At 71.3% G+C, this 11,961-nt stretch carries 11 protein-coding genes; 6 read left to right on the plus strand and 5 right to left on the minus strand.

Annotated elements, in window-relative coordinates; translation table 11 throughout:
- Position 1 precedes the first annotated feature (1 nt).
- Entirely contained in the window at positions 2-1,030 is a 1,029-nt protein-coding gene (gene miaA / locus BT98_RS0106875) for a tRNA (adenosine(37)-N6)-dimethylallyltransferase MiaA (protein ID WP_019459703.1), read from the minus strand.
- On the opposite strand from miaA, the gene serB reads away from it, so the two are divergent.
- Positions 1,029-1,943 carry a phosphoserine phosphatase SerB gene (gene serB / locus BT98_RS0106880; protein WP_026032959.1) on the plus strand — a complete coding sequence of 305 codons (915 nt, stop codon included), beginning with the start codon at positions 1,029-1,031 and terminating at the stop codon, positions 1,941-1,943. The two genes, miaA and serB, sit on opposite strands and share 2 nt — an antisense overlap.
- A gap of 908 nt (positions 1,944-2,851) precedes the next feature.
- The gene (locus tag BT98_RS0106890; RefSeq protein ID WP_019459706.1) at positions 2,852-3,523 is read left to right on the plus strand and encodes a carbonic anhydrase; all 672 of its coding nucleotides are present in this window, start codon (positions 2,852-2,854) and stop codon (positions 3,521-3,523) included.
- Positions 3,524-3,603: 80 nt separating this feature from the next.
- Here BT98_RS0106890 and BT98_RS23505 read toward each other — a convergent pair whose 3' ends face one another.
- The 4 genes from BT98_RS23505 to BT98_RS0106910 all read right to left on the minus strand — a co-directional run bounded on the left by BT98_RS23505 (position 3,604) and on the right by BT98_RS0106910 (position 7,663).
- On the minus strand, positions 3,604-4,815 hold the full coding sequence (locus BT98_RS23505) for an acyltransferase family protein (protein WP_019459707.1): 1,212 nt from the start codon (positions 4,813-4,815) through the stop codon (positions 3,604-3,606).
- A gap of 141 nt (positions 4,816-4,956) precedes the next feature.
- The gene (locus BT98_RS0106900) at positions 4,957-6,102 is read right to left on the minus strand and encodes a DegT/DnrJ/EryC1/StrS family aminotransferase (RefSeq protein WP_019459708.1); all 1,146 of its coding nucleotides are present in this window, start codon (positions 6,100-6,102) and stop codon (positions 4,957-4,959) included.
- A gap of 12 nt (positions 6,103-6,114) precedes the next feature.
- On the minus strand, positions 6,115-7,134 hold the full coding sequence (locus tag BT98_RS0106905; RefSeq protein WP_314209607.1) for an NAD-dependent epimerase/dehydratase family protein: 1,020 nt from the start codon (positions 7,132-7,134) through the stop codon (positions 6,115-6,117).
- Between the two features lie 172 nt (positions 7,135-7,306).
- Positions 7,307-7,663, minus strand: a complete 357-nt coding sequence (locus tag BT98_RS0106910; protein WP_019459710.1) for a RidA family protein — start codon at positions 7,661-7,663, stop codon at positions 7,307-7,309.
- A 383-nt stretch (positions 7,664-8,046) separates the two neighbouring features.
- Here BT98_RS0106910 and BT98_RS0106920 point away from each other — a divergent pair, with 383 nt between their 5' ends.
- From BT98_RS0106920 to BT98_RS0106935, 4 genes are all read left to right on the plus strand, one after another.
- Complete coding sequence (locus BT98_RS0106920; RefSeq protein ID WP_019459711.1) at positions 8,047-9,120, plus strand: aspartate-semialdehyde dehydrogenase; 1,074 nt, start codon at positions 8,047-8,049, stop codon at positions 9,118-9,120.
- A gap of 203 nt (positions 9,121-9,323) precedes the next feature.
- Positions 9,324-9,794 carry a septal ring lytic transglycosylase RlpA family protein gene (locus BT98_RS23510; protein WP_051004727.1) on the plus strand — a complete coding sequence of 157 codons (471 nt, stop codon included), beginning with the start codon at positions 9,324-9,326 and terminating at the stop codon, positions 9,792-9,794.
- A gap of 96 nt (positions 9,795-9,890) precedes the next feature.
- A complete protein-coding gene (locus BT98_RS0106930; RefSeq protein WP_019459713.1) occupies positions 9,891-10,826 on the plus strand; it encodes an alpha/beta fold hydrolase in 936 nt (311 codons plus the stop codon).
- Between the two features lie 382 nt (positions 10,827-11,208).
- Entirely contained in the window at positions 11,209-11,862 is a 654-nt protein-coding gene (locus BT98_RS0106935; RefSeq protein ID WP_019459714.1) for a phosphoribosyltransferase, read from the plus strand.
- Positions 11,863-11,961 lie beyond the last annotated feature (99 nt).

An 11,961-nucleotide genomic window follows, 5' to 3' on the forward strand; every position in this document is an offset into this window, starting at 1 on the left:
GTCAACGGGCAGAATCAACAAACGATATTATTTGCGTCTCAAGACTTTCCGAAAATTGCGCTGAACCGGTGAAGCGAGCACGGATCGTATGCGGCACGCTCGGGTCAGCCCCCCGCCCAGCGGGCATCGCGAGATCGTGGTGGCGGAACCAGGTCGCCTGCCGCTTGGTGTACTGGCCGATGGCCAGGCAGGCGCGGCGTCCCGCTTCCTCCATCGACATCTCCCCGCGCAACACGCCGCCGAGTTCCGGCACGCCATGCGCGCGCATGGCCGGCAGGGCCGGGTCGAGCCCGCGCGCCAGCAGCGCCCGCACCTCCTCCATGGCGCCCAGATCCAGCATGGCAGACCAGCGCCGCCGGATGGCCTCCCGCAACTCCTCGCGCGGCGGGTCGAGCAGGACCGGCAGCACCGGCCGCTCCGGCGGCGGGTCGGGGATGGGCACAGCCTGCCACGCCGCCAGCCCGCGCCCGGTGCCACGCCAGACCTCCCAGGCCCGGGCGATGCGCTGGCTGTCGCCCGGGCGGAGGCGCGCGGCGGTGTCCGGATCAGCCGCGGCCAGCCTCCCGTGCAGCGCCTCCGGTCCCAGTTCCGCCAGGAGGGCGCGCGCCTCCTCGCGGGCCGCTTCCGGCACCCGTGGCACCGGCGCCAGCCCCCGCAGCAGGGCCTGGAAATACAGACCGGTCCCGCCGCAGAGGATCGGCACGAGCCCCGCCGCCGCGACCTCCGCGATGGCGCGCTCCGCCTCGCCCCGCCACCAGGCGGCGCTGGCTGCCTCCGCCGCGTCGCGGATGCCGTAGAGGCGGTGGGGCGCCTGGGCCTCCTCCTCCGGCGCCGGGCGGGCGGTGAGGATGCGGAGGTCGCGATAGACCTGCATGCTGTCCGCATTCAGCACCGCGCCGCCGACCTGCCGGGCGATGGCGAGGGCGAGGGCCGACTTGCCGCTGGCGGTCGGGCCGGCGATCAGCAGGAGGGGTGGTTGCCGCATCGGGATGGCCTGGGCCCAGGTGGTGAAATATGGTCCCGCCAGCATGTCGCATGTCCTGACCCTGATCGCAGCCCCCGCTTCCGTGGCGGAAGCGGCGCTATCCCCCTCGCTCCTGCCCGCCATGGCCGATGCGCTGCGCGCGCTCGGCGCGGAAACCGGGCGCCCCGAATGGCTGGCGGAGCGGGAGGCGGTGGACCTCCCCTTCTCCGGCATCGCGCCGGACCAGGCCTCGGCCGCCGCCCGCGCGGCGCTGGCGGAGCGCCCGGTCGATGCCATCGCCCAGCCGGCGGAAGGGCGGCGCAAGCGCCTGCTCGTCGCCGACATGGACAGCACCATCGTCACCAGCGAGACGCTGGACGAGCTGGCCGCCTATGCGGGCATGGGCGAGAAGGTCGCCGCCATCACGAAGCGCAGCATGAATGGCGAGATCGACTTCGCCACCTCCCTGCGGGAGCGCGTGGCACTGCTGCAGGGGCTGTCGGTCGAGGCGCTGGAGGCCACCTGGGCCAAGACGCATCTCATGCCGGGGGCGCGCGCCCTGGTCCGGACCATGGTGGCGAACGGGGCGCACTGCGCGCTGGCCTCCGGCGGCTTCACCTGGTTCACCGCCCGCGTCGCGACGCTCTGCGGCTTCACCACGCATCACGCCAATATCCTGCTCGATGACGGCCGGCACCTGCTCGGCAGGGTCGAGGAACCGGTGTTCGACCGGGATGCGAAGCTCACCATCCTCACCCGCCTCGCCAGCGAGAACGGCCTCTCCATGGCCGAGACGCTGGCGGTGGGCGACGGTGCCAACGACCTCGCGATGATCGGCGCGGCGGGGCTCGGCGTGGCCTACCACGCCAAGCCGGTGGTCGCGGCGGCGGCGCGGGCCCGGGTGGAACATGGCGACTTGCGCGCCGTGCTCTATGCCCAGGGCTACAGGGCCACGGAGATCCTGCCGGACGAGGGCTGACCTCCCTCCCCCGCTGCGCGCGGGGGCATCGTCCCGGCATCCGCCGCCCGTGCGGGAAATGCCGGAACGGGACAGACGCCTACCGCATCACCTGGCGCAGGCTGCCATCCGGCGCGCGCTCGAAGACGCCGCCGCCGCCCAGGAAGGCCCCGTTCGTGTTGCTGGTGCTCCGGCGGGCATCGGGTCCGCCGGTCACCACGCCGGCCGGTTGCGAGGCATCCGCCGTGGGTGAGGCTGACCCGGCCTGATGCCGCGACGGCCTCCCACCTTGCATGGAGCGGGGCCGCACGGGGCCGGTGCCCGGCCCGCCCCGTGCATTGTCCGCGCTGCGGCTGTCATCGCGCGGTGTCGCGCCGCGCGTGGCCCGGCTGACCGGCTCGTTCGGGTTGGGCGCCACGTCCGGGGCACCACGATTGGAGCGGCTGTCGTTCAGGGGCGTGGAGCCCGGGCTGAACTGGCTGGTCGGAACCTGCGCCTGTGCCAGCGTGGGCAGGAAGGCTGGGCCAGTCCCGATGGCCAGGCCAGGCCCAGGGCCAAGGTCGCGAAGCGTGTACGGATCGTGTTCCTTATCCTCGCCTGGAGAACAATCGGCCCAGTCAACACCACGCCCTGCATGGGGCTTCGTGGAACTTCCCGGTTCGGAGGCGGGTGAAGGCACGGTTTCACCACGCCTTGCAGCACCGGCGAAACGAAGTGTTGCCCGTCCGCCCGGGCCATCCGGACCGGCTTCCGCCATTCCGGTGCGGGCCGGGCCAAGCGGCTGACGAGATGGGTTTTTCCTCCTGTCCGCCCGGCCTCACGGGAAGTCTATGTTGCAGCGCGGTAACTCCTGGCCCAGCGGGCCGAATCGGACATGACGAAATGCTCATGCGTGCGTTCATGTTCCTCCTCGCAACAGGAGCCTTCCGATGCAGAGTTCCGTGATCAGCAGCGCCTCACGCTTCCGCACCGAGGTTTTCCCGCGCCGCGGCGACCTCTACCGTCATTTGGCGCAGAACGGGCAGCAGCCGAAGGCCCTGGTGATCTCCTGTGCCGACAGCCGCGTGATCCCGGAGGAGATCATGCAGTCCGGCCCGGGCGAGATCTTCGTCTGCCGCAACGCCGGGAACATCGTGCCGCCCACGGCACAGTTCACCGGCGGGGTTTCCGCCTCGATCGAGTATGCAGTCGTGGTGCTGGGCGTGCGCGACATCGTCATCTGTGGCCATTCCGACTGCGGGGCCATGAAGGCCCTGTTGCAGCCGGATTCCCTGAAGACCATGCCGAACGTGCAGGCCTGGCTGCGCCATGCCGATGCGGCACGCTGCGTCGTCTGCGAGTCCTATCCGGATCTGGAAAGCAAGGCGGCGGCTCGCGCCCTGGCCATGGAGAACGTGGCCTTGCAGCTCAACCACCTGCGTACCCATGCTTCCGTCGCCGCCCGCCTGGCCCGGGGCGAGATGACGCTGCATGGGTGGTTCTTCGACCTGGAGACCGGCGGCCTGCTCGCTCTGGACGGGAAGAAGGAGCGGTTCGTGGAGGTCGCCGAGGGGGCGGAGATGCCCGTGGCCGTGACGGCTGCGGAACGCCGCGTGGCATAGGCCCGACCGGAAGGCCGGCCAAGGAGGCTATCCGGCTCCTCCGTGGGCGGCCGGGGCGGTTGCCGGCGCCGGAAACCGCTTCAGGCCGCCTGCCCCGGGACGGGCCGTTCTTCCGGTGCGATCGCCGGGGCCGCCGCCCGCCCGCCCTGCCCCGCCACCAGCCGGGCGAAGAAGCGCCGTCCCGGCATCTCCACCAGGCGATAGGTCAGCAGGGCCAGCAGTACCGTCACAACCAGCAGCCCGGCGGAAACGAGGTCCATCAGCCAAGGGTTGCCGAAATCGAGCCCGACCAGCACGCGCCCATCCGCCGTCCGCCAGGTGCCGAGCAGGGAAAGGTCCGTCCGGTTCTGAAGCACTGAGAGTGCTTTGGCCGTGGCATCGAAGACCGGGAAATGCACGAGGTAGATCGAGTAGGACAGCACCCCCAGCAGCACCAGCGGCGCGCTGCGCAGCAGCCGCGACACCACGCCATGTTCCCCGGCGAAAAGGCAGACGAGCAGGGCGAAGAACGGTGCCGCCAGGAAGGCCAGGGTGTCCTGGGCGAAGACCAGGAAGACGGCCATCAGCACCACCGCCCCGATCTCCAGGGCGTCGTGGAGGCGTGGCGCCAGGGGTGGTGCCTCCCAGCGGCTCCAGGCCGCATGGGCCAGGCAGCCCAGAAAGAACCCTCCGAGGCAGCGGAACAGGCCGAAATCATAGGAGACGTTCAGGTCCCGTGGCGTGAAGGCCAGCAGCACGGCCATCGAGCCCACCACCATCGCGATGGCGAAGCCGGTGAAGGCGCGGCGGAAACCCAGCATCCCGGCGGCGAAAGCCAGATAGGCCACCATCTCCACGCTGATGGACCAGCTCGGGATGTTCCAGGCATCGATCCGCAGGAAGCCCAGGGAATGCACCAGCAAAGCATTGGGCAGGATCAGCGAGGCCGCCGTCCGGCCGGTGAAGGCGGCGTTCTCCACCCCCTCGGCACCATGGGACAGCCGGAGCTTCACCAGTTCCAGTCCGATCAGTGCCAGCAGCACGAAGACATGCAAGGGCCAGACGCGGCCGATGCGCCGGATCAGGAAGTCCCGCGCCGAGGCCGGGCCGTCCAGCCGGGCGCCATAGGCCTGGGCCATGACGAAGCCGCTCAGCACGAAGAAGAAATCGACGAAAAGGAAGGCGTGGGCGCCGAAGGACGAAGCCACGTAGTGCCCGCGCACCGTGAAGTGAAAGAGCGCAACCATCAGCGCGCAGATCCCGCGCCAGCTGTCGAGGACGACGAAGCGCCGTCCCGTTCCCCCCTGCGGCATTCCTTCCCCCGTTCCTATCCGGTGCGGCGTTTCCGTCGCGAAGACAGTATCCAGATATGGAGCGGATTTACAGTTTTTGACACATTACAAGAGGGTCATGCCCGGCGGAGGCCTGCCCTCCGCCGGGAGCCTGGAGGACGGTCAAAGATCCCGCAGCGCGCCGCAGACGCGCTCGACCTGTGCATCGGTGAGCTCCGGAAACATCGGCAGGCTCAGCACCTCGCGCGCCGTGGCCTCGGTCTCGGCGCAGCGTGCTGGGCCCAGGGCGATGCGGCCGCGATAGGCGGGTTGCAGATGCACGGGCACGGGATAATGAATGCCCGTGCCGATCCCCTGCGCCCGCAGCCGGCCCTGCAGCAGGTCGCGCTCCGCGCTTCGCAGCACATACTGGTGGAAGACATGCGTGGCACCCTCGCGCCGCAGCGGCGGTGTCAGCGAGCCGCCTTCCAGCGCCGCGTCATAGGCCCCGGCGATCTCCCGCCGGCGGGCATTGCCGGCGTCCAGCCGCGGCAGGCGCGCGCGCAGGATGGCGGCCTGCACCTCGTCCAGCCGGGAGTTCACGCCCGCGAGGTCGGAGACGTAGCGGGAGCGCCAGCCATACTGCCGGATCGCCCCGATCTTCTCGGCGAGCTGCGGATCGGCGGTGGCGATCACGCCCCCATCGCCCAGCGCCCCGAGATTCTTGGTGGGATAGAGGCTGAAGGCCGCGGCGTCCCCGATCGTGCCCAGCCGGCGCCCGCCCAGCGTCGCGCCATGGGCCTGGGCACAGTCCTCGATCAGCACCACGCCGGCGGCGCGGCAGGCTTCCAGCATCGGGGCGAGGTCGCAGGCCTGTCCATAGAGATGCACGGCGATGGCGGCACGGATCGGCGGCAGGCCAGGCGGCGGCTCCTCCAGCACGGCCACCAGCTCGTCCGCATCCATGGTGTAGGTGTCGGGGTCGATATCGAGCAGCAGCGGCGTCGCGCCGGCCATCTCGATCGCCGCCACGGTGGCGACGGCGGTGTGCGACACGGTGGCGACGGTGCAGCCCTCGCCGATGCCCAGGCCGCGCAGAATCAGCGCCAGCGCGTCGGTGCCGTTGGCGCAGCCGATCGCATGCTGCGCCGCGCCCTGCCCGCGCCCGAGCCAGGCAGCGAACTCGCTCTCGAAGCCCTTGCCCTCCTGCCCCAGGATGTACCAGCCGGATTCGAGCGCGCGCATCACCGCCGCGTCGATCTCCGCCTTCTGCGCGCGGTAGCCGGCGCCGGGATCGGCCTGCGGAACCAGGAGGTCGGGCACGTTCATCCGGGGTCTTCCTCAGATGCGATCAGGTTGGACGTAGTCGGCGAGGCGCGGCCGGAACCATTCGACGCTGCGGCGCAGCCCTTCGGCCAGGGGCACACGCGGGGCCCAGCCCGTCGCTTCCCGGAACGCGCGGTCGTCGGCATGGTAGGACCCGATATCGATGGCCGCCCGGTCGGGCGGAAAGGAGCGGATCTCGTAGCTCCCCTGCCCGGCGGCGTCCACCAGAAGCTCCGCCAGCCGGAGCAGCGAGACCGGGGCGTCGCCGCCGAGGTTGAAGGCCCGCCCGGCGCAACGCTCCGGCGCCGGTCCCAGCAGGGTCTCCGCCGCCGCCAGGAAGGCCGCCACCACGTCCTCGGCATAGGCGAGGTCGCGCAGCTGCTCGCCACCCCAGACCTCGAAGGGCTCACCCTCCAGCACCCGGCGGATCCAGATGCCGAGGAAGGTCTGTCGCGCATCGCGGATGCGCAGGCGCGGGCCGTAGCAGTTGGTCAGGCGCAGCGAGGCGGCCGGCCGCCCCCGCACGCGGCTTTCCAGCAGCCAGTACTGCTCGCCGGCGAACTTGGAGACACCGTTGGCGTCGGGCGGCACGATCGGGTGCTTCTCGTCCACCGGCAGATATTGCGGGCGGCCGTAGAACTGGCGGGTCGAAGCGTGCACCACCACGGCCCGGGGCGCGGTCTGGCGCAGCGTCTCGATCAGGCGGAGCTGCGCCGTGGCGTTGATCTCCAGGTCCGGCAGCGGCTCGTTCATGCTGCCGGCATGGGAGGTCTGGGCAGCGCAGTTGAACAGCGCGTCCGCCCCGCGCAGGGCGCCCTCCAGGTCCAGCGCCGGATCGCGCAGATCGCCTCGCAGCAGCCGGGCGCCGCTTCCCTCCAGGTTGCCTGGATGCGCGCCCATCCCGGGCAGCATCGCGTCGATGGCCAGGACTTCCGCCCCCGCAGCGGACAGGGCATGGCAGAGACTGGCACCCAGGAAACCGGCTCCGCCGGTCACCACGGCGCGCCGGCCGCGCCAGGGGTCCATGGCGCTCATGGCCAGGGCCTCGCCCGGCGGCGTGGCAGGACGGCCGGATGAGGCCCGGCGGGATGGCGGCGAAGCGGCATGTCTTGGCGATCCTTCTCCCACCCCATGGCGAGGTGTTGGCAGGGTCCTGGCATGATTGGGGCGGCCCGGGGCGAAAGAAGCCGCCGCCGAACCGGAAGCGTCAGGCGGCCGGCGCCAGGGCGACGCCGGTGATCTCCACCTTCCACCGCGGATCGACCAGCGGCGCCTGGATCGTCATGCGCGCCGGCTTGGCCGCCGGGTCGAGCCAGCGGTCCCAGGCCCGGTTCATGGCCGGGGCATCGGCGATGTCCGCCAGCACCACGGTGATGGACAGCAGTGCCCGCTTGTCGGTCCCGGCCTCGGCCAGCAGCGCATCGATCTGCGCCAGGATGTCGGTGGTCTGCCCCTCGGCATCGAGCGTGGCATCGTCCGCCACCTGTCCCGCCAGAAAGATCAGCCCGCCGCCGATGGTGGCGCCGGACAGGCGGGCTTCCTCGGCCAGGCGTCGGATGGTCATGGTGGCATGCTCCCGGCATGAATGGCGCCCCCAGCATGCGCGGGACGCGCCGGCGCGCCAGCCCCCATGGCGCGAATTCATGGCCGGGTCACACCCGACCTTGACCACCGGGGGCGGCGAGGCCGTTGCCGGGCTGCCCTGCTCCGCAAGGGACACATGGCTTTTCCGGTGGACAGTCCCGTATCGCCTCCGTAGCGTCCGTGCCGTGCCCATGACCTCGCTCAAGCGCATTACGACCAAAGAGACGTCCCCCGGCGGGGCGTCCTCGGGCGTGCGCGCGGCGATCGCGGCGGCATAGCAGAACCCCCGAGGACCCCGCCGGCAGCGGCGGGGCCCCGAAACAGGCTCCCGCCCGCTGGCCTCCACACAGAGACCAGAACCCCATGAGCCTGGACCTTTCCCTCGAAGCGCCGAGCAGCGCCCCGGACCGACCCGCGGATCTCCGCGCGCCCGTGGTGGCCATCGTCGGCGCCACCGGTGCCGTCGGCGTCGAGCTGCTGAACTGCCTGGAGGCGCGGAACTTCCCCGTCGCCTCGCTGAAGCTGCTGGCCTCCCCCCGTTCCGCCGGCCAGAAGATGCGCTTCCGGGGCCAGGATCTGGTGATCGAGGCGCTCGGCCCCGACAGCTTCCAGGGCGTGGACATCGCCCTCTTCTCTGCCGGCAGCGGCGTCTCCAAGCAGTACGCCCCCGTCGCGGTCCAGTCCGGCGCGGTGGTGGTGGACAATTCCTCCGCTTTCCGCATGCGCGCCGACGTGCCGCTGGTGGTGCCCGAGGTGAATGCGGAGAGCATGGCGAGCCATGCCGGCATCATCGCCAACCCGAATTGCGTCGCCGCCATCGCCACCGTGGCGCTCGCCCCGCTGCACCGCGCCCATCCGATCCGCCGCCTGACCGCCGCGACCTACCAGGCCGCCTCGGGCGCCGGCGCCGCGGCGATGGAGGAGCTGCGCCAGTCCACCGCCGCCTATCTGCGTGGCGAGGGTTTCGAGCCCAAGGTCCTGCCGCACCCCTATGCCTTCAACCTCTTCAGCCACAATGCGGAGATGGACGAGGAGAGCGGCTACAACGGCGAGGAGCAGAAGGTCGTGGCGGAAACCCGCCGCATCCTCGGCACGCCGGACCTGCCGGTCGGCATCACCTGCATCCGCGTGCCGGTGCTGCGCGCCCATGCCATGGCGCTGCATGTCGAGTTCGGCGAGGTGGTGACGCCGGAGGAAGCCCGCGCCCTGCTCGCCGGGGCGCCGGGGCTGAAGCTGGTGGACGACCGCGCCCGCAACCACTTCCCGATGCCCTCCGAGGCCTCGGGACAGGACGACGTGCTGGTCGGCCGCATCCGCCGCGACCTGGGCGACCCGTCCGGCCGCACCCTGGCCCTCTTCGTGGCAGGCGACCAGCTCCTGAAGGGCGCCGCCCTGAATGCCGTGCAGATCGCCGAGCGCTTGCTGCGCCGTGCCTGACGGGGCCGGAGGCGGAAGGGCCCTGGCCCCTCCGCCTCCCTCCTGGTGCTCATCGGAGTTCCCGATCGGGTGAGGCGGGCGGAGAGTGCCGCCTGCCCCCTCGACCTTTCCGCCGCGCCATAGCATTCCGGACTTCGTACAATTCCGGAGTCCTGACGATGTGGAGCTGGCGTCCGTCCCCTTCCGGGCGGCGGCGATCCCTGGTGCCCGCAGCGGCACTGCTGCTGCTCCTCGCCGCTCTGCCGGCCGCGGCGCAGACGGCCGTGCCGGAGGGCATGCTCCCCGCCCCTGATCGCTCGGGCGCAATCCACCGGGGCGAGGCCTCGGTCTTCGCGCCGAACCTCGCCGGGCGCCGCATGGCCAGCGGCGCGCGCTTCGATCCCCAGTCCAACAGCGTGGCGAGCAGCGACCTGCCGCTCGGCGCCACCGCCCGCGTCACCAACCTGCGCAACCGCCGCAGCACGATCGTCGCGGTGCGTGACCGGTTCCCGCGCCGGGGCGACCGCATCCTCAATGTCAGCCCCATGGTGGCGCGGCAGCTCGGCATGCGGGGCAGCAGCGTCATCCGGGTGGAGGTCGCGCCCCTGGCCGTGCCGCAGGCCGATGGCGGAATCCGCATCGGCCAGGGCAGCGGCCTGTCCGGGCGCAAGGCCTATGTGACGCCAGTCCGCTGAGCCCCATGGCCCGCTGAGCCCGTGGTCCGCTGAGCCAAGGGAGGTGACACCCCGCCGCTCCGGGCCGAGGATCGTGCCACAAGGAGGTGCCGCGCCATGACCGACGCCCGATGGATGCCCGGCTTCCGCATCGAGGATGTGGAGATCCCGCCCGGAACGCCGCATGTGCCGCCCGGGCTACGCATCCGCACTGCCACGCGCGGCACGGGCTTTCCGGTGCTGCTGCTGCATGGCCATCCGCAAACGCTGGTGACGTGGCGCCATGTCGGCCCCGCACTCGCTGAGGCGGGCTATGCCGTGGTCGCCACCGACCTGCGCGGCTATGGCGATTCCGGCAAGCCGGCGGGGGGCGAGCGGCACGCGAACTACAGCAAGCGCGCCATGGCGGCGGACCAGGTGGCTGTGATGCGCGCCCTGGGGCATCGGCGCTTCGCCGTGGTCGGGCATGACCGGGGCGGGCGGGTCGCGCACCGCATGGCGCTGGACCATGCCGAGGCGGTGGAGCGCATCGCCGTCCTCGACATCGCGCCCACCGCCACGATGTACGCCCGCACGGACAAGGCATTCGCCACCCGCTATTTCTGGTGGTTCTTCCTGATCCAGCCTTACCCGTTGCCGGAGCGCATGATCGGTGCCGATCCGGAGTTCTTCCTGCGCAGGCATATCGAGGGGCAGGTGAAGATCCCCGGCGCCACGCCGGAGGCGGTGATCCAGGAATACCTCCGCCCCTACCGCGACCCGGCCACCATCCACGCCATCTGCGAGGACTACCGCGCCGCGGCCGGCATCGACCTGGAGCACGATGCCGCCGATGCCGGGAGCCGCATCCGGGCGCCGCTGCTGGCGCTCTGGGGCGGACGCGGCACGGTCGGCGCGCTCTATGAGGTGCTGGAGACCTGGCGCGAGAAGGCGCTCGACGTGCGGGGACGGCCGCTGGACTGCGGCCATACGCCGCAGGAGGAATGCCCGGATGATACGCTGCGGGAGCTCCTGGCCTTTCTGCCGTCCCCGTCCATCGCGGCTGACCGTTAGCGCTCAACTCCCCGCTCCTGGGCGAACCGCCATGGCAACGGGGCGACGCGGCGGGGCGTTGTTTGCGGGAGAGCGGCCGTCGCCTGCGCGCCAGCCGCTGCATCGTCGCAAAGGGAGGATCGCCATGTCCCCGATCGCATCGAGCCCCGGCCCGCAGCCCGGCGGCAACCCCATCCCCGAACCCGGCCTGCCGCCCGGCACGCCCATTCCTCCCCTGCCGCCCGAGGAGCCCGCGCCGCCCATGCCGCCGGAGCCCGACGGGCCGAATCCCGGCCCTGGCCCGGATATCACCCCGCCGCCGGGTCCATCGCCTCAGGTCCCGCCTGTTACCATGTAGCCACCAGCGGCCATCGCGGCGCGTGGCGCCGCTGGAGACCTCTCCATGGCTTTCCGCGACCGGCGGGATGCCGGACGGCAATTGGCGGTCCGGCTGCATGCGCTGGACTTGCCACAACCACTCGTGCTTGCCCTGCCGCGCGGCGGGGTACCGGTGGGCTATGAAGTGGCGCAGGCATTGGGCGCACCGCTGGACCAGCTCATGGTCCGGAAGCTCCCGGCGCCGGGATTTCCGGAGTTGGCACTGGGCGCCGTTACCGACGGCAATCCGCCAGGGCGTGTGATCAACGAGGATGTCCGGCACGAACTCGGCGTGTCCGACGCGGAGATCGGCCGCATCCTCGCTGGGCAGCTCACCGAAATCGCCCGCCGGCGCGCCATCTACGCACCAGGCCACTCCCTGCCCATCATCCGCGACCGCAGCGTCATCCTGGTGGATGACGGCATCGCCACCGGGGCTACGATGCGGGTGGCCCTGCAATCGCTGCAGGCTTCGGGAGCCCGGCGCCGCATCATAGCGGTGCCTGTTGCCGCGCCCGAGGCGGTCACCGCGCTGGAACCCCTTTGCGACGAGGCCGTGGTCCTGATGCAGCCGCATGTGCTGGGGGCGGTCGGCCGCTTCTACGAGGATTTCACACAGACGGAGGATGCGGAGGTCATCGACCTGCTGCGCCGCACGCACCGGGAGGCGGAGCCATGACGGAGCAGGTGAGGAAACCGGTTTCGCAGGAAAACCATCAGTCACCGGAGGCAGGAACCAAGGACGCGCGACAAGGGGCAGATCCCTGATCTGCCCCTT

Origin of the sequence: Roseomonas mucosa ATCC BAA-692 (genome assembly GCF_000622225.1) — a bacterium.
GTDB lineage: Bacteria > Pseudomonadota > Alphaproteobacteria > Acetobacterales > Acetobacteraceae > Roseomonas > Roseomonas mucosa.

Bases quoted from the DNA above. Each gene is read 5' to 3' on its own strand.
- BT98_RS0106935 (WP_019459714.1), top strand. From the start codon at position 11,209: ATGGCTTTCCGCGACCGGCGGGATGCCGGACGGCAATTGGCGGTCCGG.
- serB (WP_026032959.1), top strand. From the start codon at position 1,029: ATGTCGCATGTCCTGACCCTGATCGCAGCCCCCGCTTCCGTGGCGGAA.
- BT98_RS0106900 (WP_019459708.1), bottom strand. From the start codon at position 6,102: ATGAACGTGCCCGACCTCCTGGTTCCGCAGGCCGATCCCGGCGCCGGC.
- BT98_RS0106930 (WP_019459713.1), top strand. From the start codon at position 9,891: ATGACCGACGCCCGATGGATGCCCGGCTTCCGCATCGAGGATGTGGAG.
- BT98_RS23505 (WP_019459707.1), bottom strand. From the start codon at position 4,815: ATGCCGCAGGGGGGAACGGGACGGCGCTTCGTCGTCCTCGACAGCTGG.
- BT98_RS0106905 (WP_314209607.1), bottom strand. From the start codon at position 7,134: ATGAGCGCCATGGACCCCTGGCGCGGCCGGCGCGCCGTGGTGACCGGC.
- BT98_RS0106920 (WP_019459711.1), top strand. From the start codon at position 8,047: ATGAGCCTGGACCTTTCCCTCGAAGCGCCGAGCAGCGCCCCGGACCGA.
- miaA (WP_019459703.1), bottom strand. From the start codon at position 1,030: ATGCTGGCGGGACCATATTTCACCACCTGGGCCCAGGCCATCCCGATG.
- BT98_RS0106890 (WP_019459706.1), top strand. From the start codon at position 2,852: ATGCAGAGTTCCGTGATCAGCAGCGCCTCACGCTTCCGCACCGAGGTT.
- BT98_RS0106910 (WP_019459710.1), bottom strand. From the start codon at position 7,663: ATGACCATCCGACGCCTGGCCGAGGAAGCCCGCCTGTCCGGCGCCACC.